The organism is Mycolicibacterium sp. XJ870 (assembly GCF_053483975.1).
Genome location: NZ_JBEFTI010000003.1, coordinates 384,206 through 404,688 on the forward strand (window position 1 = coordinate 384,206; position 20,483 = coordinate 404,688).

The window sequence follows — 20,483 nt, forward strand, 5'->3', positions numbered from 1 at the left end:
GCGCCAGATGGTGCCGTACAGTCATCCGGTGACTACCAAGGTGCCGCCGGTCAGGTTGGTTCGAGCCGTCGAGCGCGCACGCCACCACCTGCGCAGGCTGCATCAGCGCACCGTCCCACCACCTGCGGCGATGTTGGAGCTGATCCTTGGCGCCTGGGTGGCGCAGGGCATCACCGCCGCCGCGCAGCTCGGGGTCGCCGACGCATTGGCCGAACGCCCACTCCGTGCCGACGAACTGGCTCGCCGCGTCGACGCCGATGCCGACGCCCTGGACCGGCTGATGCGGGCACTCGTCGGCGAGGGCGTGTTCCGTCGCACCCGTAACGGGCGTTACGCGCTCAACCCGCTGGCAGACACGTTGCGCAAAGATGCACCGGTGTCGATCGCCGGGATGGCCCGGTTCGTCGGTTCACCGCAGCACCGCGAGCACTGGAGCCACCTCAGCGATGCGGTGCGTACCGGCGAAGCCGTCATCCCCAAACTGCGCGGCAAGGAGGCGTTCGACTACATCGGCTCCGAACCGGAACTCGGTCCGATTTTCAACGACGCCATGACGAGCATCTCGGAGCTGGCCATCGCCCCGGTGGTCGCGGCCTACGACTTCACCCGGTTCGCCACGATCGCCGACATCGGCGGCGGCCACGGCCGGCTGCTGGCGGCCATCCTGCAGGCCGCGCCGTCATCCCGGGGTGTGCTCTACGACCTGCCGCAGGTGGCCGACGGTGCGCGGGAGTTGTTGAGCAGATACGGAATCGCCGACCGGGTACGGGTGATGCCCGGATCGTTCTTCGAGCGGATCCCCGGCGATGCCGACGCCTACATCATGAAGAACATCATTCACGACTGGCCCGACGAGCAGGCGCTGACGATCCTGCGCAATGTGCGGGCTGCGGCCACTCCGGGGACCACGCTGCTGCTCATCGAGGGAGTGATCCCCGGCCACGACCGCGAGTTCATCGGCAAGTGGACCGATATGGAGATGTTGATCGGCATCGCGGCGCGGGAACGCACCGAGGCCGATTACCGCAGGCTCTACGAGCAGGCCGGGTTCCGGCTGACCCAGGTGGTGCCGACCGCGTCCCCGTTCAGCCTGGTGGAGGGTGTGGCGGTTTAGCCCGTCGTGACGGACTGGGTTCCCGCGTCCGACGGGGTGCCCTTCAGGCCGCGCCAGAACAGGTTGATCATCAGCTCGGCGGCCTCGTTGACGTCGGCGTCGCCGGTGCTGACCCGGGTGGCGATGGCCTCGCCTGCCCCTACCAGCGCGACGGCCATCATCTCGAAGTCGCTGTCGGGCTGCGGATTACGCGTCCCGGTACTGAGCAGCCTGGCAACGAGGTCGATGATCCGCTCACGCCCCTCACGCACCGTGTGCGCGAACGCCTGAGAGCTGGTGGCCTGGGTGTACAGCACCATCCACGACGCCCGGTTGGTGTCGATATAGGTCAAGAACGACAGCACCGCCGTGCGCAGCAGGTCCTTGGGGCTCTCGGTGAAGTCGATCTGGCCGCGCACCACGTCCACGAACCGGGTCAGCTCGCGGTTCAGGCAGGCGCCGAACAACTCCTCCTTGGAGCCGTAATACAGATACAGCATCGGCTTGGAGATCTCGGCCTCCGCGGCGATCGCGTCCATGGACGTCTCGTGATAGCCGTTGACCGAGAAGATCTGCACCGCGGCGTCGAGCATCTGCTGTTCACGCACGGCACGCGGCAGCCGCTTCGTTCCACCCGCCATCGGGACAGATTACCGGTCAGGGCAGCAACTCAGTGCGTCGTTGCCCCTCCCACAGCGCCATGCGGGTCCGGGCCGGTTCGCCGATCGCGTCCATCACGAGAGGGATGAGCACCTCCGTGAGCAGAAATCCGGCGGCCATGCTCTGGTACGTGGTGCCCACGGTGCTCGACGCTGCCAATACGACCTCGGCATCAGGCGCGACCGGACAGCTCAGATCATCGGTGATGAGCAGTACGGTCGCGCCGGCCCGGTGCACGCGGTCGGCCAGTTCGGCAGCGCTGCGCTGGTAGCGGTGATAGTCGAACAGCACCACCACGTCGGTGCGGGCAAGCTCCAGCAGCGCGCCGAGGTCGCGACCGGTCGGGTCCTCGAGCACCCGCACGCCGGGCCGCAGCTGTTCGAGGTGGGCGGCCAGATGGGTGGCCAGCAGTTGGGAGAAGCGGCCACCGTGCAGGTACAGGGTGCGGCCGGGGTCCGCCAGCAGTGCCACCGCAGCATCCACTGCCGAATCCGGCAGCATGGCCAATGTCTCCGCAGCTCTGTCGTTCTGCGCGCGGGCCTGCTGCAGTAAGCGATCGAGCAGGCTGCCGGCGGGCGGAGCGTCCGGGAGCCGGGTGATCGGTCCGCTCGATCTGTCCGACAGCTCGGCCCGCAATGCGACCTGGAGGTCGGCGAAGCCGTCGTATCCGAGGGACTGGGCGAACCGCAGCACCGTCGGCGGGCTCACCTCCGCGCGTTCGGCGAGCCTGGCCGCGCTGGCCAGCCCGGCGCTGGGATAGTCGGCGAGCAACGCCCGTCCGACGCGCCGCTCGGCCTTGCTCAGCGTCGGCAGCGCCGCGGTGGCGCGCGCCTCCACCGTCGTCGCAGGGTTTGCGGCAGGTTGTCCGGACACGCCGCTCAATCTGCCATGACGGGCACCGACGTCATCGAGAGGTCGGTCATCGAGATTGCCGTGACGCTCTCGGGCGGCAACGGTTGCCAGTCCAGATCGCCGAAGCCCGTCGACCCCACCACAAGCGTGCCGTCGACCGGGCGGGCCCACCGCAAAGCGAAGTAGTCCTCCAGATGTTCGGTCGGCAGATCCGCGGCACTGATCTCGTCGATGTCCTCGTCGGGCAGATAGCTGTGTGCGTGCGCATGCACGGCGATCAGCTGGCCCTCGCCGAGCACCAGCGCGTTGAGGCTCGCCTCCCGATAGAGCGGTCGCAGTTGCGCGACAGCACGGCGGACGGCCTCGGCCAGATCCGGTGCGGTGCGACGGTGCTGGCGGATGATCCCGAAGTAGCGCTCGCTGTCGGTGGTGCCCTGCAGCGACGCCGCGATGTCGGGTTCGAGAAGTTCGTCGAGCGGGCCGGTCGGCTTGATGGATCCGTTGTGCGCCATGGCAACTCGGTCTACCACGAAAGGGTGCGAATTCTGCGGCTGGACAGCGAGCCCGTTGGTGGCCCAGCGAAGATGGACCATGCTGGCCAGGGCAGCGGGGCTCTGGACGGCCAAGCTGAACGCCGGATCATCCAGCGCGCTACCGGCCGAGACCTCGACTTGCGGAGGCTGGTCGGGCTCATCGACCCGGGCGATGCCCCAGCCGTCACCGTGCACCCGCGTCAGGGCGACGAAGTCCTTCAGCACATGTGCACCGACAGCGTCGGCGACGGCGATCGGCGTAGTGGACACGACACCCAACAGTCGGCACATGGATCCGCCCCTCCGATTTCCATTTAATGAATCGATCCTATGGCGCTCATATTAAAGAATATGAAACATTTATGACATAGCGTGCTCGGAGACTCAGGACGTCAGGAGGAGCTATGCCGGCAGCCAGTACCCCACGTATCGACGAACTACGCTCCGAGGGCGTCGACATCGTGGCCGGATCGCTGACCGACCTGGCAGGCGTCACCCGCGCGAAATATGTCCCGCTACAGCGTCTTTCCGCGTTCGCGGAGGCCGGCATGGGCGTGTCACCGTCGTGGAGCGTGTTCTGCGTGGACAGCGGCATCGCGTTCACGCCCAGCATCGGGGTGGTCGGCGACCTGCGAATCCGGATCGATCCGGCAGACGTGCGAGTGGTGGAGCAGGGTGTCGGATGGGCCCCCGCGAGCCTGTATGACCAACTGGGCGCCCCGGCCCCGCTGTGCACGCGGTCGCTGCTGAAGGGCAGCGAACAAGCCGCCGCCGCCCGCGGATTCAATGTGCTAGTCGGAGCCGAGCTGGAGTGCACGATGCTCGCACCCGACGCCGAACACGCGTCGACCACCCCCTGGTCGCCCTACGGCATGCGCACGTCGCTGGACCGATCCGGCTTCCTGGTCGACCTTGCGGTCGCGGCCGAGCGCGCCGGGCTGGCCGTCGAACAACTCCACACCGAGTACGGCCACGACCAACTTGAAATGTCGCTGGCACCAACCACACCCGTGGCCGCCGCCGATGCGGTCATCCTGGCGCGGATCGTCCTCGGCCGGGTCGCGGCCCGGCACGGTCTGAAGATCTCGTTCTCCCCGGTCCCGTTCGCCGGCGAAGCGGGCAACGGGGCGCATCTGCACCTGTCGCTGGCCGACGACACCGGCCCACTGCTGTCCGGCGGCGACGGGCCACACGGACTGCGGACTGCCGGGCAGTCCGCGATCGCCGGTGTACTCGACGGTCTGCCGGATCTGCTTGGGGTATATGCCGGTTCGGTGCTCTCGGCCGGGCGTCTCAAGCCCGGAAACTGGGCGGGTGCGGCCAACTGCTGGGGCTTGGAGAACCGCGAGGCGGCGGTGCGGTTCATCGCGGCAACTCCAGGAAATCCCCACGGCGCCAACCTCGAACTGAAGATCATCGATCCCAGCGCCAACCCCTACCTGGCCGCTGCCGCCCTCGTCAGTAGTGCGCTGCACGGCATCGACGAAGGCATGCCACTGCCGGCGGAGGTGGCCGATGATGCGGCCATAAGCGACGCACAGCCGCTGCCCACCGGCCATCGCACCGTGATCGAGACGCTCGAATCCTCAGCCCTCGCCGCGAAATTGCTCACCCCCGCGATCATCGAAGGGCTGGTGGCGGTACGCCGTCACGAGCTCGTCACCTACGGCGACCGCCCCGCCGCCGAGACCAGCCAGGCACTGCGCCTGGCGTGGAGCTGCTGACCGCTTCCCGCGCACGCGAGGAGCAATTATTCCTCAGGAGAAGACATCGATGACCACCAGTGCTGCCGCTGAAACCGATCAATTGCCGCACCGGCGCCTACCGTTCTGGGTGGCGCTGGCGATGTCGGTGGCTCTCGTCGGACCGACGCTGGCCATGTCCGGCAACGGGCAAGGCCTGATCGGCACCGTCGGCAAGGCCCTCCCGCTGGTGTTCCTCATCGGCCTGATCGGGGTGTCGCTGGTCGGCTACAGCTTCGTACGGCTGACCCGGCACCTCAACCACGCTGGATCCGCCTACGGACTGGTGGGCGGCACCATCGGGCCGCGGGCCGGCTTCTTCTCCGGCTTCGCGATGCTCGGTGCCTACGTCGGCTTCTCCATCGGAACCCTGGCGCTGACGGCGGCCTTCGTCAACGCCTTCATCGCGCAGATGCAACCCGACAACCCCGAGCCCTATCAGGTGCCGTGGCTGTGGGTCGTGGTGGTGGGCGCCGCGATCTCGTTCCTGTTGTCCGGCCGCGATATTCGACTGCTGGCCAAGATCCTGCTCGGCCTCGAAGGCATCGGCATCCTCGCGATGGTCGTGCTCGTAGTGGTGATCTTCGGCAAGGGTGGCGCACCGACCACAGGGATCGACTTCAGCGTGTTCACGTTCGACGGTGTCTCCGCCTCCGCGGTGCTCAGCGGTGTGGTGGCGGCGTTCCTGTCCTGGGCCGGGTTCGAGGCGTGCGCGTCGATGGGCGAGGAGACCGACAATCCGGGCCGCAACATCCCGCGCGCGCTGGCCGGCACCCTCATCCTCACCGGCGTCCTTTTCGTTGTCGTGATGTTCGCCCAGGTCATCGGATTCGGCACCGACGAGGCCGGACTCGCAGCGTTCCAGGGGTCGGGAAACACCTTGGGGGACTTGGGCAGCAGTTACGTCGGTCAGTGGTTCTCACTGCTGATCATCTTCACCGCGACCGTCGCGGCGTTCGGCTGCCACCTGGCGACCTCGGCGACCTCGGGCCGCATGCTGTACGCGTTCGGCCGCGACGGTTTCGGCCCGAAGGCGCTGGCGCACATCCACGAAGCGACCGGCGGGCCGCGTCGCGCCACCTGGCTTGTGGTTGGCGTCGCGCTCGTCGTCGACCTCATCTGCGGTGCACTCGGCTGGCCGGACATGGGCACCGGCAACGATGCGATCGACACCTATTTCCTGTTCGCAGTGGCCGGTTCGGTGTGCCTCATGGTGTGCTATCTGCTGGTCGAGATCGCCGCGGCATGGTTTGTCGGGGCGCCCAAATTCGTCGGGGTACACGGCGGCCAAGGCAAGTTGCTCGGGCTCACGCTGCCGCTGCTGGGTGCCGTGGTGATCGCCGTGGTGCTGTGGTTCAACGTCAAGGACGCCGAAAGCTTGACGGCTGCACCGCTGTTGGGCCTGTACTGGTGTGCGATCGGTCTGGTGATCGCACTCGCCGCCTCGGGTATCGCCAAACGGGTGGGTGAATCCCTGACCGCAGAGCTGGCTCTGACACCGCCGGTGGAGACAAAGTGAGCACCCTCTACGAGCGCGACGAAGCCGTCATCGCCGGCATCGAGAAGCTGCGGTTCTTCCCGCTGGAGGTGGTGTCGGGGCACGGCTGCACCTTGGTCACACCCGACGGCCGCGAACTGCTCGACCTGTCGGCCACCTGGACGGCATGCGGTCTCGGGCATGGGCATCCGGCCGTCGCCGAGGCGGTCAGCCGCGCGGTGCGCAGCGCACCGGGAGCCGGGGGCCTGTCGGCGGTCCATCCCGACTCGGTGGGGTTGGCCGAGGACCTGCTGGCGCTGGTGCCCGGGACCGGCGAGCGCCGGGTGTATCTGGGACACGCCGGCTCGGATGCCAACGACGTCGCGCTGCGGGCCTGCCGGCACGCCACCGGGCGGCGCACCGTGCTGGCGTTCGAACACAGCTACCACGGCGGCGTCGGCGTCGCGATGGGAGTGTCCGGGGTACACGTCGACGCGGGTGCCGCACCCGACGCCGATGTGGTCTTCCTCCCGTACCCCAACCCGTTTCGGCCCACGATCGACATCGACACCGACGTCACGGCCTGCTTGGATCTCGCCGACCGGCACATGGCCACCGGCGCCATCGCGTGCCTGATCGTCGAGCCGATCCTGTCCGACGGCGGCTTGGTGGTCCCGCCGGATGGTTTCCTGGCACGACTGCACGAGGTGTGCCGCCGCCACGGCGTCCCGATGATCTGCGACGAGGTCAAGATGGGGCTGGGCAGGCCCGGCACGATGCACGCGTTCGATCACGACGGGGTGGTCCCCGACATCGTCACGTTCGGAAAGGTGCTCGGTGGCGGTCTGCCGCTGTCGGCCGCGGTCGGTCCGGCCGAACTACTCGACGCGCCGCCCGCCGCCGCCCTGCTGACCACCGCAGGCAATCCGGTGTGCACGGCGGCCGGACGCGCGGTGCTGGCCACCATCGTCGGTGAGCGCCTGCCCGATCATGCCGCGAAAGTCGGCGCGGTACTTGCCGATGCGCTGCGTGCTCTGGGCATGGACGTGGTCGGCGACGTCCGGGGCCGCGGGCTCGCGATCGGGCTGGAACTCGTCGACCCCGCCACCGGGGACCGCGATCCGCGTCTCGCCGCGCAGGTGGTCTACCGCGCCTGGGAATTGGGGGCGGTGGTGTACTACGTCGGCGGCAACGTCCTGGAGATCACCCCGCCACTCGTGCTGACCGAGGACGAAGCGCTGCGGGCCGTCGAGATCATCGGTTCCGCCATCGCCGACGCCGCCGCGGGAAAGGTCGATGCCGAGGAGGTGGCACGTTATGCCGGATGGTGAACTCGCGGACGTGTTCGACGGCGTCGAAAGCCAGGTGCCCGAGACGCTTGCCGAGCACCTGCGCACCGTGAAGCTGATCGACCACCACGTGCACGGCACGTTCGACAAGACCGTCGACCGAGCCGATTTCGAGGCGTCGATCAACGAAGGCTCGACCGATCCGATCCCGGATTTCATGACCCAGTTCGACTCCCCTCTCGGTCTGTCCATCCGGCGTTGGTGCGCACCAGTCCTGGGTCTGCCCGTGCATGCCGGCGCTGACGAATACTGGAAGCGCCGTAGCGAATTGAGCCCGGACGAGCTCTCGTCGCTCATGCTGCCGCTCGCGGGCGTCGAGCGCTGGATCGTCGATACCGGGTTCCAGGGCGACCTCATCACCACCCCGCAACGGCTCACCGAACTGAGCGGCCGCCCGTCGTCGGAGATCCTGCGGCTCGAACGGCTGGCCGAGGAACTGCTCGAATCCGGCACCAGCCCGCGGGAGTTCCCCGAGGTTTTCCGTGGCGCGCTGGCCGAGGCCGCCCGGTCCCCGGACACCGTCGGCACCAAGACGATTGCGGCCTACCGCACCTCGTTCGACATCGACTGGTCGCGGCCGTCGGACGCACAGGTCGTCGAGCACGCCCGGGAACTGGCGTCCCGCACGACCAAGCGGCTCGACAGCCCGATACTGATCGCGTTCGGTGTGCACGAGGCCGCCGAGCATCGGCTGCCCATCCAGGTGCATGTCGGCTTCGGAGACCGGGACCTCGACCTGCATCGCACCGACCCGATGTTGTTGCTGCCGCTGCTGCGCACCATGACGCCGGTGCCGGTGCTGCTGCTGCACTGCTATCCGTTCCAACGCCAGGCCGGGTATCTGGCGCAGGCGTTCGACCACGTGAATTTCGATGTGGGCCTTGGCATCAACTACCTCGGTACCCGGTCTACCGGATTGGTCGCCGAAGCAATGGAGACCGCACCGTTCGCCAAACAGCTGTTCTCGTCAGATGCCTTCGGCCCGCCCGAACTGCACCTGCTCGGCTCGGTGTTGTGGCGGCGCGCAATGGGTTTGGTGCTCGGCGAGTGGGTGCGTACCGGCGACTGCAGCGAGGCCGACGCGATCAGGATCGTCGACATGATCGGGGTGCACAACGCGACCCGGGTGTACTCGCTTTGAACCACGACACGGCGCCGCTGCTCGACGCGCTGCGCCGATTCGTCGAACGGGACCAGGCGCCGTTCTACAGTCCCGGCCACAAGGGCGGGCGCACGCTCGATCCGTGGTTCCGCGAACACATTGCGGCCGTTGACCTCAACAACCTGCCCGACACCGACACCCTGCATTGCCCAGACGGACCGATCCTGGTCGCCGAGCAGCTGATCGCCGACGCGTGGGGGGTCAGCGAGAGTTTCATCCTGGTCCAGGGTTCGACGAGCGGCAACATCGCGGTGGCGCTCTCGGCGCTGACACCGGACGAGCCGGTCCTGGTGCAACGCAACGCGCACAAATCGGTGCTCGCCGGTCTGGTGCAGGTCGGCGCCCGGCCCATCTGGCTGGAACCGCGCTGGGATTCCCGGTTCGGCATCGCGCACGGTTTGGACGCCGACGTAGTCGAGCGGGCCTTCGCCGAGAGCGGCGCGAAAGCCCTGTGGGCGCTGCACCCGACGTATTACGGCACCACCGCGGACATCGAGGCGCTGGCCGGGCTGTGCCGACGTTTCGACGCGAGACTCCTGGTCGACGGGGCACACTCGCCGCACTTCGCGTTCCACCCTGACTTGCCCGTGGCCGCTGAAAGTGCCGGTGCCACCGCGACCGTGCAATCGATACACAAGGTCCTGTCCGGGCTCAGCCAGGCGGCCGTGCTGCACATCGATTCCGCAGCGCTGGATCCGGCAACGGTGCGCCGGGTCCTGCAGTTGATCCAGACCACCAGCCCGCATTTCGCCATCATGGCGTCGATCGATCTGGCCCGACGTCAGATGATGGCCACCGGACACGACATGCTCGATGCCGCGCTGCATCGGGCCCGGCGCACAGCCGCCCGACTGGGCAAGATTGCCGGACTTCGGGTGCTATGTCCCGAGGATGTCGCAGGAGCGGGCACCGGGTTTCACGGGCTCGACGAGACGAAACTGCTCATCGGAACAGGCGGGCTGGCCGCCGACGCCCGCGACATCCTCACGCGCCTCAACGGCGTGCATGGCGTGCAACCGGAATTGAGCGGTCCCGGGCACGTGCTGTGCATCTCCACGATCGGCAACACCGAGGCCGATATGGAACGGCTGGTCGAAGGGTTCGCCGAGGTCGCGGATTGGGCAGGCCAGGCGGGACCTGACAGCGCCGACGACGCCGTGATCGCCGATCTGCTGGCGCTGCGCGCCGATACGGTGTTGACCCCGCGGGAGGCGTTCTTCGCCGCTGCCGGTCCGGTGCCACTCACCGAGGCGACCGACCGGATCGCGGCAGAGGCCATCACGCCCTACCCGCCGGGTATCCCCCTGGTGATGCCCGGCGAACGGCTCACCCGAGACGTCATCGACCTGCTGCGAGCCCTGCGCGCGGCAGGCAATCCGATCAGCGCGTCGGATCCGGAACTGAACACCGTCGCCGTCGTGCAGTGACGCCTCAGCCGCAGCGCACGCCCCCCTTGGCGGCAGCGTTTCGCTGCAGGGCCGCATCCACAGCGGCCTGGCTGAGATCACCCGATGCCAGGGCCTGCTCGAGGCCGTCCAGCACGGCGGGCACCTCGCCGGTGGTGATCCACAGCGCATTGTCGGCACCGGCCTGCAGGGCACGCAACACCGCCGCGGCCACCCCGTAACGCTGATTGATCGCGGCCATGCTGGACAGGTCGTCGGTGTACACCAGCCCGTTGAAACCCGGTCCGCCGTAGCCGCCCGAACGCAGCAGCTGGTAGGCGGCGGAGCTCAAGCTCGCAGGGTCAGAGCCGGTCAATCCGGGCACCTGCATGTGCCCGACCATGACGGCGACCGGCCCGGCCGTGGTCAGGGTCTGGTACGGCACCAGATCGTTGTTCCGCAGATCCTCCAGCGGCGGGGTGGACACTGCACCGGTGTGGGAATCACCCGAGGCGCGTCCGTGGCCGGGGAAGTGCTTGAGCACCGGCAGCACCCCGGCGTCCCGCAGGCCGCGGGCGTAAGCGCCGGCATAGTCGGTGACGACGGCCGGGTCGTCGCCGAACGACCGGTCGCCGATCGCGGAGCTGTCGCCGGTGACGTCGACGACGGGCGCGAAGTCGACCGTGATGCCCAGCCCCCGCATCTTCTGGCCACGCTCGAGTGCGATGCCGTACACCTCGTCGGGCGTGTGATTCTGGGCCAGCACCCGCGCAGCGGGCTGGCTGCCGATGAGCGGAGCCAGCCGCGACACCCGGCCACCTTCCTCGTCGACAGTGACCGAGAGCGGCAGCGGACCGGAGTTGGCGGCGATGTCGGCCAGTGACCCGTCGGTGAGCATCGACAGATCGGTCCAGCTGCCGATCATGATGCCGCCGACGTGCTGGTCGGCGACCACTGCGCGGGCGTCGGCGGCGCCGGTGACGCCGACCGTCAGTAGCTGGGCCAACTTGTCCCTGGTCGGCAGGCCGGCCAGGTCACATGCCGGTGCGGCCGGCAACGGCGCATTGTTGACCACCGGCTGCAGGGCCGGCGGTTCAGGTGACGTGGGTGCCGGCGGCGGCGCGCTCGGTGAGCAGGCCAGCAGCAGTCCGGACAACGCTACGAAGGTCGCGAGAAGGCGCGGTGAAGCCATGGCCCCCGACCCTAGCCGCTGAGCGCGCGGTAATCGATCTCCCGCGCGTCGAGCAGGCCGTGCCCATTTGCCGTCGTGTTAGGTTGGCCTGGTGAACCGGTTCGTCGTACCCTCCGCGGCCAGCATTGTGGTCGGCCTGTTGCTGGGCGCGGCCGCCGTCTTCGGAGTGACGCTGATGGTGCAGCAGGACACTAAGCCTCCGCTGCAGGCGGGCGACCCAGCGTCATCGGTGCTCAACCGGGTCGAGTACGGCGACCGTACTTAGCTCCCGGGCCGCTCCGCTCCTGCCCTCCGAAGCCGGCCCAGCGGCGCCGCTGTCGCGGCGGTGGTTGTGGGTGGTTGCCGCGGCGACACTGTTCCTGACTTTCGCCCAGTCGCCCGGACAGATCTCGCCCGACACCAAGCTTGACCTCACCGCGAACCCACTGCGGTTTCTGGCCCGCGCGTTCAGCCTGTGGAACAGCGACCTGCCGTTCGGGCAGGCCCAGAATCAGGCCTACGGCTATCTCTTTCCCCATGGCACGTTCTTTCTGGCCGGCGACCTGCTCGGCGTTCCGGGCTGGGTGACCCAGCGACTGTGGTGGGCGCTGCTGCTGACCGTCGGCTTCTGGGGCGTGCTGCGGGTAGCGGAAGCGCTGGGCATCGGCAGCACCACCTCTCGCGTCATCGGCGCGCTCGCGTTCACGTTGTCGCCGCGCGTGCTGACCACGCTCGGCGCGATCTCGTCGGAGACGCTGCCGATGATGCTCGCGCCGTGGGTGCTGCTGCCGGTCATCCTGGCGCTTCGCGGGGGACACAATGTGCGGCTGATGGCCGCCCGCTCGGCGGGGGCCGTCGCCCTGATGGGTGCCGTGAACGCGGTTGCGACGCTGACCGGGTGCCTGGCCGCGCTCATCTGGTGGGCCTGCCACCGGCCCAATCGGCTTTGGTGGCGGTTCACCGCGTGGTGGGCGGGTTGTGCGGTGCTGGCCATCACGTGGTGGGTGGTGGCCCTGGTGATGCTGGGCCGGATCAGCCCGCCGTTCCTGGACTTCATCGAATCCTCGGGTGTCACCACACAGTGGATGTCGCTCACCGAGATGCTGCGCGGCACCGACAGTTGGACGCCGTTCGTGGCGCCCAGCGCCACCGCGGCCGCCTCGCTGGTGACGAGCACGATGGCGGTGCTGGCCACCACGCTGGTGGCCGCGGCCGGGCTGGCCGGGCTGGCGCTGCGGTCCATGCCGGCGCGGGGCCGGCTGATCACCATGTTGTTGATCGGCGTCGTGTTGCTGGCCCTTGGCTATTCCGGGGGCCTGGGTTCGCCGGTCGCGTTGCAGGTGCAGGCGTTCCTGGACGACACGGGCACCCCGCTGCGCAATCTGGCCAAGCTGGAGCCGGTGATCCGGCTGCCGTTGGCGCTCGGGCTGGTCCATCTCCTGGGCCGGGTCCCGTTGCCGGGCAGCGCACCGCGACCGGTGTGGCTGCGCGCCTTCGCCCATCCCGAGCGGGACAAGCGGGTGGCGGTGGCCGTCGTGGTGCTGGCGGCGCTCGCGGCAGGCACCTCGATCGCCTGGACCGCCCGGCTCACCCCGCCCGGGGCGTTCAGCGCGATCCCGCAGTACTGGCACGACGCGGCCGACTGGCTGGACGAACACAACACCGGCGGGCAGGAGCGCAGCGACCCGGGAAGCGGCCCCGAACGCGGCAGGGTGCTGGTGGCACCCGGTGCTCCGTTCGCCACCCAGGTGTGGGGTAACAGCCACGACGAACCGCTGCAGGTGCTCGGCGACAACCCGTGGGGGGTGCGCGACTCGATCCCGCTGACCCCGCCGGAGACCATCCGCGCCCTTGACTCGGTGCAGCGCTTGTTCGCGGCCGGCCGCCCGTCCGCCGGGCTCGCCGATACCCTTGCCCGGCAAGGTATTTCGTACGTGGTCGTGCGCAATGACCTGGATCCGGACGGGTCCCGGTCAGCCCGTCCGATCCTGGTACACCGGGCCATCGAAGGTTCCGGCGGGCTCACCAAAGTCGCCGAGTTCGGCGATCCGGTCGGGGCCGGAACTCTCGAGGGCTTCGTCGCCGACAGCGGCCTGCGGCCCCGCTATCCAGCGGTGCAGATCTACCGCGTCGAGGGCGCCACCGCGGCGGCGAAACCGTATCTGGTGGACGCCGACGCGATGACCCGCGTGGCAGGCGCGCCGGAGGCGCTGCTGCGCCTCGACGAGCGCCGCAGACTGTCCGGGCAACCTCCGTTGGGGCCGATGCTGCTCACCAGCGACGCCGAGCGTGCCGGATTGCCGGTCGATCAAGTGGTGGTGACCGATACCCCGATGGCCCGCGAAATCGACTACGGGCGCGTCGACGATCACGCGTCGGCGATCCGCACCCCCGACGACGCCCGCCACACCCACAACCGGGTGCCCGACTATCCCGCGGGTGGGGCGGCACCGGTCTACGGCAAGTGGACCGGCGGGCGGTTGTCGGTGTCGAGTTCGGCGGCGGACTCCACGGCGCTGCCCAACGTCGCGCCCGCCACCGGGCCGCCCGCGGCGATCGACAGCGACAGCTCGACGGCGTGGGTGTCCAACGCCCTGCAGTCCGCCGTCGGACAGTGGCTGCAGGTCGATTTCGACCATCCGGTCACCAACGCCACGCTGACCATCACACCCAGCGCGACCGCCGTCGGCGCCCAGGTGCGGCGCATCGAGATCGCCACCGCGACCGGGACCAGCAGCCTGCGGTTCGAAGCCGCGGGCAAGCCGTTGACCGTGGCGCTACCGGTCGGCGAGACGCCCTGGGTGCGAGTCACCGCGGTCGCCACCGACGACGGCTCAGGAGGGGTTCAGTTCGGTGTCACGGACCTCGCGATCACCCAGTACGACGCGTCGGGCTTCGCCCATCCGGTCAACCTGCGACACACCGTCGAGGTTCCCGCGCCACCTGCGGGTTCGGATGTCGCGCAATGGGATCTGGGCACCGAGTTACTGGGCAGGCCGGGGTGTGCTGAAAGCCCGGTGGGCGTGCGGTGCGCGGCCGCGATGGCGTTGGCCTCCGAAGAACCGGTTAACCTGAGCCGCACGCTGACGGTGCCGCAGGCCACTGAAGTGCGCCCGACGGTGTGGATCCGCCCGCGGCAGGGCCCCAAGCTTGCGGATCTGGTTGCCCAGCCGAACACCACCAGGGCCTTCGGCGACTCCGACCCGATCGACGTTCTGGGTTCGGCGTTCGCGGCCACCGACGGTGATCCGCGGACATCCTGGACCGCGGCGCAGCGCGTCGTGCAGTTCAAGTCGCCGCCCACCCTGACGCTGAAACTGCCCGCCCCCACCGAGGTCGGTGCGCTGCGCATCGTTCCCGGCTCGACAGAACCGCCTGCGCATCCGAAGCTGGTGGCCATCGATCTCGGTGACGGACCGCAGATGCACGAATTGCCGGGCAGCGGCGAACCTCAGACGGTGAAGCTCAAACCGCTTGTGACCGACACGATCACCGTCTCCTTGCTGGACTGGAACGACATCATCGACCGCACCTCACTGGGATTCGATCAGCTCAAGCCACCCGGCCTGGCCGAGATCACCGTGCTCGACGAGCGTGGCGGTCCGATCGGCGCCGCCGACGCCGCAGCCAATCGCAAACGGACGGTGTCGCTTCCGTGTGGGCAGGGCCCGATCATCGGCGTCGCCGGACAGTTCATCCAGACTTCGGTGAAGACGACGGTGGCCGCGCTGCTCGACGGTGACCCGATCCCCGCTCAGCCGTGCCGCACCGAACCGGTCGCGCTGCCTGCCGGGCAGCAGGAGTTGCTGATCAGCCCGGGAGCGGCATTCATCGTCGACGGCGTCGCGTTGTCCACCCCCGAGGCTCAGTTTCCGACGGCCACAACGACTTCCGTAGACACCGCAACGTGGGGTCCGGACCACCGGGAGGTGACCGTTGCCGCGGCAGAAGCGCAACAGATCCTGGTGGTGCCGGAAAGCGTGAACCCGGGTTGGATCGCCAGCGACGCTGCCGGTAACCGGTTGAACCGGGTGACCGTGAACGGCTGGCAACAAGGCTGGGTGATCCCGGCGGGCACCGAAGGCACCGTGACCTTGTCGTTCCCCCTGAATACGCCGTACCGCATCGGGCTCGTCGGCGGCCTGGCGCTGTTGCCACTGCTGGCGTTGCTGGCCCTGCTGCCCGCCCGTCGCCCGTCATCCACCGATGCCGCGCGCCCGTGGCAGTCCGGACCGGTGCTCACGGGCACTGCGGTGCTGGTGGTCGGCGCAGCCATCTCCGGACTGGCCGGCGTGATCGTCGTCGGTGCGGCGATCGGGGCGCGGTACCTCTTGCGGAATCGTGAAACCTGGTGCGAGAAGGTCACTGTCGGTGCGGCGGCGGGCGGCCTCATCATGGCGGGGGCGGTGCTCAGCCAGAATCCGTGGCGGTCGGTCGACGGTTATGTCGGGCACTCCCCGGGAGTGCAGCTGCTCGCGCTGATCGGGTTGGCGTTCGTGGCGGCCTCGGTGGTGCCCACACCTCGCGCGAAAGAGTAATACGGTGGAGGCTCGGTAGCGCGAAAGGGGCATCCCCATGACGGCTCACGAAGAATCGCCGGACACGGTCCCGCCGTCGACGTCCTACGCTGCGGAGGCCGTGGACCACCTGCCGTTCACGACGCCGGAGAAAACCGAGCGCTACCGCACAGAGAACTATCAAGGCGCCGTCGGTCTCAACTGGTACACGACCGACCCCACGCTGCAGTCGACCATGGCGTACTACCTGCAGCCCGATGAGTTGGCTTTCGCCGAGCCGCACCTGTTGCGGGCAGGCGAACTCATGGGTGGTCCGGTTGCGCGGTGGGCCGAGGAGACCGATCGCAATCCCGCGCGCCTCGAGCGCTATGACCGATGGGGACACGACGTCAGCCGTGTCGTGCAGCCGAGGTCGTTCGTGGAGTCCAAGCGGGCAATCCTGGATTCGCACCTGCGGTTGGCGACGGCGGCGCGTGAGGCCGGCTTCAAATCATCGTTGATGTTGTTCGCGTCGAACTACCTGATGAACCAGGCCGACATCGGGATGGGATGTGCGCTGGGCACCGGCAGCGGAATGGTCAAATCCCAAGTGGCCGCCTATGCGCCGCCCGACGTGCGCGATCACGTCCTGGGCAAGTTCGCCTCGGGTGAATGGGAGGGCGAGACGGCCCAGATGTTCACCGAGCGATCGGGCGGTTCGGATCTCGGCGCGCTGGAGACTACCGCGACGCAAGACGGCGACGCTTGGTTGCTCAACGGGTTCAAATGGTTTGCGTCGAACTGCGACGGCGAAGTGTTCGTCGTGTTGGCCAAACCCGTTGGAGCGCCGGACTCTTCGCGCGGTGTCGCAATATTTCTGGTGCTACGGACGCGGCGCGACGGTTCCCGCAACGGCATCCGGGTGCGGCGGCTGAAGGACAAACTCGGAACCCGGTCGGTGGCCTCCGGGGAGGTGGAGTTCGTCGATGCCGAGGCCTTCCTGCTGTCCGGCGAGCCACGCGGCGACGCCGGGCCTTCGGACGGCAAGGGCCTGGGCCGGATGATGGAGTTGACCAATTCGGCGCGGCTGGGAACCGCGCTCTTCGCACTAGGTGCTTCCCGGCGCGCGCTGGTCGAATCGTTGTGCTACTCGCAGCGGAGGCAGGCATTCCGCGATGCGTTGATCGACAAGCCGTTGATGCGGCGCAAACTGGCCGAGATGATCGTCGACGTCGAAGCGGCTCAGGCGTTGGTGTTCGATGGAACTGGTTACCCGAATCACCGTCAGCCGCAACGTATTCGACAGCGCATCGCGGTGCCGGTGATCAAGCTCAAGGTCGCGCGGCTCGGCATCGCGATGGCGTCGGACGCGATCGAAATCCACGGCGGCAACGGCTATATCGAAACCTGGCCGGTGGCAAGGCTGCTGCGCGATGCGCAGGTGAACACCGTCTGGGAGGGCCCGGACAACATTCTGTGCCTGGACGTGCGGCGAGGGATCGAGAAGATTCAGGCACACGAGCCGCTGTTGGCACGGATGCGTGACGCGGTATCGGTATCCGAGCCGGACGAGACAGCACAACTGGTGGCCCGCCGTGTCGAGGATCTCGACGCGGCGATCACCGCATGGACAAAACTGGATGGAGCGGTGTCAGAGGCGCGCCTGTTTCCGTTGGCACAGTTCATGGCCGACGTCTACGCGGGCGCATTGCTCACCGAGCAGGCCGCTTGGGAAGCGGCCCAGTACGGATCCGACCGCAAGGCGCTCATCGCACGACTGTACGCACAGCGCTATCTCGCCGATCGTGGCCCGCTGCGCGGTATCGACGCCGAAGACGACGAAGCCATCGAACGCTTCGATGACATGGCGGCGGGCGCGTTCACGCCCGCCTAGCGCCGCACGAGAAGTCAGGCTGTGGTGCCGGCGGCGGAGGGAATCGCCGACACCACAGCGCGCCCATCAGGCCGACTAGATCGAGCTGGCGGCCAACGCCCGCTGGTCCTCGTCGGCGAACGTGTCCTCCAGCTGCAGCGGCGCGTAGTCGACATCGATCTCGGCGAGCGGACGTCCGCGGGCGCTGCTGATCGTGCCGAACCGTCGCATCCCCTTGTCGCTGGAGTAGTTCAAGAACTCGTCCTCCTGCAGCCCGAAGGGAATGTCGGGCGCATACAGCGCGAAACCTTCCTCGGTGAGACGCAGCGCCAGCGGGATGAGTTCGGTCATGCGGGTTTCGAACACCGTCCAATTGGCGTCGTCGGCGGCGACGTGCCGCCGGCAGGTGAAGGTGCCCCAGGCCATGTGCCGTCGCTCGTCGTCACCGATACGGCGCACCAGCTCCTGCATGCCGGGAAGAATGCCGCGCTCCACGCAGATCTTGTGCCACGCATAGTATCCCGTCAGCGCGAGCATGCCCTCCACCACGTGGTTGTACACCACCGACGCGCGGACCTGAGCCGCAGGCGACGGGTCCGTCGTCAACGCGGTCAACGCTTCGGGCAACTCATCACAGAAGATCTGCCGGTAGGCCGGGAGCTCGTCGAGAAGGCTGTGCAGATCGTCGGTGACCCCGACAGCGTCCAGCCACAACCGAAACACCTGGGTGTGTTTGGCCTCCTCGAATGCGAACTGGGTCAAGTACATCTCGTCGCCCAGGCGTCCCTCGGCCCGCATCGCAGCCATGAACGGCTGGATGTCCTTGGTGACCGCTTCCTCACCGGCGATGAACTCGGCACACAACCGGGTCGCGTACTCGCGCTCCCGCTCCGTAAGCGACTCCCAATCCGCCCGGTCCCGCGAGAAATCGATGTCGGCCGGGTTCCAGAACTTCGCGTTACCGCCGGCGAACAGCTTCAACGGCAGGCTGTTCCAGTTGAGGCCACCTGCGCTGAGCGAGTCGAAACGTGTCCGAGTCATGGGATCGACCTCCTCAGATCGGAAATCCCCTACGTCCGTGATACCCCTCACATTAATGCTCTTTCACAGCGATCAGATGCTGCGATGTCGGCTCACCTTCGATATATCGCTCGACGGCCTGTTCGACGAGCAGATCGTGGCCGGTGAGCCGGGTGTGGTGTTGGCGCAGATGCTCATCCCACGAGCGCACGACGAACGCCTCTACGAACGTGGCGGCCTGTTCTCCGCTGCGGAAAAGCTGCCACTGCGTCGCGCCGGTGCGTTGCCGTGATCGGCCCAGCGCGGCCATGGCAGCGAAGAACTCGGTTTCGTCCTGCGGGTCGACCCGGTACGACGTGAGCACGACTACCGGGCCGTCCGGCGGCTCCGGTTCGAAGACCAACGCCGGTTCGGGCCAGTGCGCCGACGGCGTGACGTCGAGATTCCCGGTGCTCGCGTGCAGTGGCCACCAGAGCGCCGACAGTGCGCACGCCGCCATCAGGCCCGCACTGACCAACAGGGCCGCGACGCTCCCGGCGGCGCCGGCAAGCAATCCCCACGCCACCGAGCCGATGGCCTGCCCGCCCATGAAGACCAACTGATAGACCGACAGACCACGGGCCCGCACCCAGGCGGGCAGGCTGAGCTGCATCGAGGCATTGAGCGTGGAGAGCGCCAGAAGCCATGCCATGCCGCCTAACACCAGGGCAACGAGCACCACGCCCTCGTGATGAACCAACGCCAGGATGACGGTGGCGGCCGCGAAGCCGACCGCGGCGATGATCAGCAAGGCGTTCTGCTCGAACACCGACTGCAGCCGCGACAACGCGAAGGCGCCGAACACCGCCCCGACACCGAGCGCGCCCAGCATCAGCCCATATCCGGACGAGGACAGCCCCAGCTGATCCTTAGCGATGACTGCGAGCAGCCCCCACAGGGCGCTGCCGGGCACGATGAACAGCGCCGTTCGCAGCAGGATCCGCCGAATGATCGGGGAACTACGGATGAACCGTCCACCGGCGCTCAGTGCGGCCAGCGGCCGTTCGGCGGGCAGCAGCTGCTCGGCGGCGGGGCGCCGCCACATCACCAGTACCGCCACGATGCCGATGAACGACACCGCGTTGAGCGCGAAGACCAGCGTCGGGCCGGACAGCGAAACCAGCGCTCCCGCGATTGCGGGCCCGATGGCCCGTGCCCCGTTCATGCTCATGCTGCCCAGCGCTGCGGCGGCCGCAATCTGTTCGCGGGGAACGATGTCCGGCTGGATCGCCTGCCACGCCGGTGCGGTGAGCGCCTGCCCGCAGCCGATCAGGAACAGCAGCATCAGCAGCACCGTGGGGGTCGCGAGACCCGCGCCGCTCAGCGACGCGAGAGTGGCCACACCCGCGGCCATGGCTCCCTGGGTGGCGATGAGCAGTCGACGCCGGTCCACCAGATCCGCGAGCACACCGGACGGCAATGCCAGCATCATCACGGGCAATGTGGTCGCGGTCTGCACCAGCGGAACGAGGATCTCGGCGCGGGGATCGCCGACGAGCATCCATTGCGCGCCCACTGTCTGCATCCACGTGCCCAGGTTGGAGACGAACTGCGCGATCCACAACGCGCGGTAGATCGGGGAGGCCAGCGGCGCCCACATCGAGGTTGTGCCCGGTGCCGAAGCAGTCATA

The 20,483-nt window shown here is 68.2% G+C and carries 15 protein-coding genes; 9 read left to right on the forward strand and 6 right to left on the reverse strand.

All coding sequences use genetic code 11. The annotated features are described in order from the left end of the window. Nucleotides 1–7 precede the first annotated feature (7 nt). Nucleotides 8–1,114 (forward strand): methyltransferase, encoded by a 1,107-nt coding sequence (locus tag ABQF30_RS16590; RefSeq protein ID WP_448465632.1) that lies wholly within the window; start codon nucleotides 8–10, stop codon nucleotides 1,112–1,114. Here ABQF30_RS16590 and ABQF30_RS16595 read toward each other — a convergent pair. Genes ABQF30_RS16595 through ABQF30_RS16605 form a run of 3 tightly spaced genes read right to left on the reverse strand, consistent with a single transcriptional unit; the run spans nucleotide 1,111 to nucleotide 3,429 of the window. Further along, nucleotides 1,111–1,734: a TetR/AcrR family transcriptional regulator gene (locus ABQF30_RS16595; protein ID WP_448465634.1), complete on the reverse strand. Its 624-nt coding sequence runs from the start codon at nucleotides 1,732–1,734 to the stop codon at nucleotides 1,111–1,113. The genes ABQF30_RS16590 and ABQF30_RS16595 overlap by 4 nt on opposite strands. A gap of 16 nt (nucleotides 1,735–1,750) precedes the next feature. Further along, nucleotides 1,751–2,626 (reverse strand): MurR/RpiR family transcriptional regulator, encoded by an 876-nt coding sequence (locus ABQF30_RS16600; protein WP_448465636.1) that lies wholly within the window; start codon nucleotides 2,624–2,626, stop codon nucleotides 1,751–1,753. Between the two features lie 5 nt (nucleotides 2,627–2,631). After that, on the reverse strand, nucleotides 2,632–3,429 hold the full coding sequence (locus ABQF30_RS16605) for a class II glutamine amidotransferase (protein WP_448465638.1): 798 nt from the start codon (nucleotides 3,427–3,429) through the stop codon (nucleotides 2,632–2,634). Between the two features lie 113 nt (nucleotides 3,430–3,542). Between ABQF30_RS16605 and ABQF30_RS16610 the strand changes: the two genes are divergently transcribed. From ABQF30_RS16610 to ABQF30_RS16630, 5 genes are read left to right on the forward strand one after another with little or no spacing between them, the layout of a single operon-like run. Further along, nucleotides 3,543–4,862 carry a type I glutamate--ammonia ligase gene (locus ABQF30_RS16610; RefSeq protein WP_448465640.1) on the forward strand — a complete coding sequence of 440 codons (1,320 nt, stop codon included), beginning with the start codon at nucleotides 3,543–3,545 and terminating at the stop codon, nucleotides 4,860–4,862. Nucleotides 4,863–4,911: 49 nt separating this feature from the next. Next, nucleotides 4,912–6,399 (forward strand): APC family permease, encoded by a 1,488-nt coding sequence (locus ABQF30_RS16615; protein WP_448465642.1) that lies wholly within the window; start codon nucleotides 4,912–4,914, stop codon nucleotides 6,397–6,399. Then, the gene (locus ABQF30_RS16620) at nucleotides 6,396–7,688 is read left to right on the forward strand and encodes an aspartate aminotransferase family protein (protein ID WP_448465644.1); all 1,293 of its coding nucleotides are present in this window, start codon (nucleotides 6,396–6,398) and stop codon (nucleotides 7,686–7,688) included. The genes ABQF30_RS16615 and ABQF30_RS16620 overlap by 4 nt, the downstream gene beginning before the upstream one ends. After that, nucleotides 7,675–8,847 (forward strand): amidohydrolase family protein, encoded by a 1,173-nt coding sequence (locus tag ABQF30_RS16625; protein WP_448465646.1) that lies wholly within the window; start codon nucleotides 7,675–7,677, stop codon nucleotides 8,845–8,847. The genes ABQF30_RS16620 and ABQF30_RS16625 overlap by 14 nt, the downstream gene beginning before the upstream one ends. Next, nucleotides 8,844–10,295, forward strand: coding sequence for an aminotransferase class I/II-fold pyridoxal phosphate-dependent enzyme (locus ABQF30_RS16630; protein ID WP_448465648.1), 1,452 nt, complete (start codon nucleotides 8,844–8,846; stop codon nucleotides 10,293–10,295). Before ABQF30_RS16625 ends, ABQF30_RS16630 begins: the two co-directional genes overlap by 4 nt. 4 nt (nucleotides 10,296–10,299) lie before the next feature. Here the strand turns inward: ABQF30_RS16630 and ABQF30_RS16635 are convergent, their stop codons facing one another. Then, the gene (locus ABQF30_RS16635; protein ID WP_448465650.1) at nucleotides 10,300–11,445 is read right to left on the reverse strand and encodes a glycoside hydrolase family 3 N-terminal domain-containing protein; all 1,146 of its coding nucleotides are present in this window, start codon (nucleotides 11,443–11,445) and stop codon (nucleotides 10,300–10,302) included. Nucleotides 11,446–11,536: 91 nt separating this feature from the next. Between ABQF30_RS16635 and ABQF30_RS16640 the strand changes: the two genes are divergently transcribed. The 3 genes from ABQF30_RS16640 to ABQF30_RS16650 all read left to right on the forward strand — a co-directional run bounded on the left by ABQF30_RS16640 (nucleotide 11,537) and on the right by ABQF30_RS16650 (nucleotide 17,814). Continuing rightward, on the forward strand, nucleotides 11,537–11,710 hold the full coding sequence (locus tag ABQF30_RS16640) for a DUF2613 domain-containing protein (protein ID WP_018602702.1): 174 nt from the start codon (nucleotides 11,537–11,539) through the stop codon (nucleotides 11,708–11,710). Between the two features lie 70 nt (nucleotides 11,711–11,780). Further along, nucleotides 11,781–15,962: an alpha-(1->3)-arabinofuranosyltransferase domain-containing protein gene (locus tag ABQF30_RS16645; RefSeq protein ID WP_448465652.1), complete on the forward strand. Its 4,182-nt coding sequence runs from the start codon at nucleotides 11,781–11,783 to the stop codon at nucleotides 15,960–15,962. Between the two features lie 37 nt (nucleotides 15,963–15,999). After that, the gene (locus ABQF30_RS16650) at nucleotides 16,000–17,814 is read left to right on the forward strand and encodes an acyl-CoA dehydrogenase family protein (RefSeq protein ID WP_448465654.1); all 1,815 of its coding nucleotides are present in this window, start codon (nucleotides 16,000–16,002) and stop codon (nucleotides 17,812–17,814) included. Between the two features lie 75 nt (nucleotides 17,815–17,889). Here ABQF30_RS16650 and ABQF30_RS16655 read toward each other — a convergent pair whose 3' ends face one another. Both ABQF30_RS16655 and ABQF30_RS16660 read right to left on the reverse strand, forming a co-directional pair. Beyond that, nucleotides 17,890–18,834: a R2-like ligand-binding oxidase gene (locus tag ABQF30_RS16655; protein ID WP_448465656.1), complete on the reverse strand. Its 945-nt coding sequence runs from the start codon at nucleotides 18,832–18,834 to the stop codon at nucleotides 17,890–17,892. Nucleotides 18,835–18,886: 52 nt separating this feature from the next. Further along, nucleotides 18,887–20,482, reverse strand: a complete 1,596-nt coding sequence (locus tag ABQF30_RS16660) for an MFS transporter (protein ID WP_448465658.1) — start codon at nucleotides 20,480–20,482, stop codon at nucleotides 18,887–18,889. Nucleotide 20,483 lies beyond the last annotated feature (1 nt).

Bases quoted from the DNA above. Each gene is read 5' to 3' on its own strand.
- ABQF30_RS16650 (WP_448465654.1), top strand. From the start codon at position 16,000: ATGACGGCTCACGAAGAATCGCCGGACACGGTCCCGCCGTCGACGTCC.
- ABQF30_RS16605 (WP_448465638.1), bottom strand. From the start codon at position 3,429: ATGTGCCGACTGTTGGGTGTCGTGTCCACTACGCCGATCGCCGTCGCC.
- ABQF30_RS16615 (WP_448465642.1), top strand. From the start codon at position 4,912: ATGACCACCAGTGCTGCCGCTGAAACCGATCAATTGCCGCACCGGCGC.
- ABQF30_RS16660 (WP_448465658.1), bottom strand. From the start codon at position 20,482: ATGACTGCTTCGGCACCGGGCACAACCTCGATGTGGGCGCCGCTGGCC.
- ABQF30_RS16625 (WP_448465646.1), top strand. From the start codon at position 7,675: ATGCCGGATGGTGAACTCGCGGACGTGTTCGACGGCGTCGAAAGCCAG.
- ABQF30_RS16655 (WP_448465656.1), bottom strand. From the start codon at position 18,834: ATGACTCGGACACGTTTCGACTCGCTCAGCGCAGGTGGCCTCAACTGG.
- ABQF30_RS16590 (WP_448465632.1), top strand. From the start codon at position 8: ATGGTGCCGTACAGTCATCCGGTGACTACCAAGGTGCCGCCGGTCAGG.
- ABQF30_RS16595 (WP_448465634.1), bottom strand. From the start codon at position 1,734: ATGGCGGGTGGAACGAAGCGGCTGCCGCGTGCCGTGCGTGAACAGCAG.
- ABQF30_RS16635 (WP_448465650.1), bottom strand. From the start codon at position 11,445: ATGGCTTCACCGCGCCTTCTCGCGACCTTCGTAGCGTTGTCCGGACTG.
- ABQF30_RS16610 (WP_448465640.1), top strand. From the start codon at position 3,543: ATGCCGGCAGCCAGTACCCCACGTATCGACGAACTACGCTCCGAGGGC.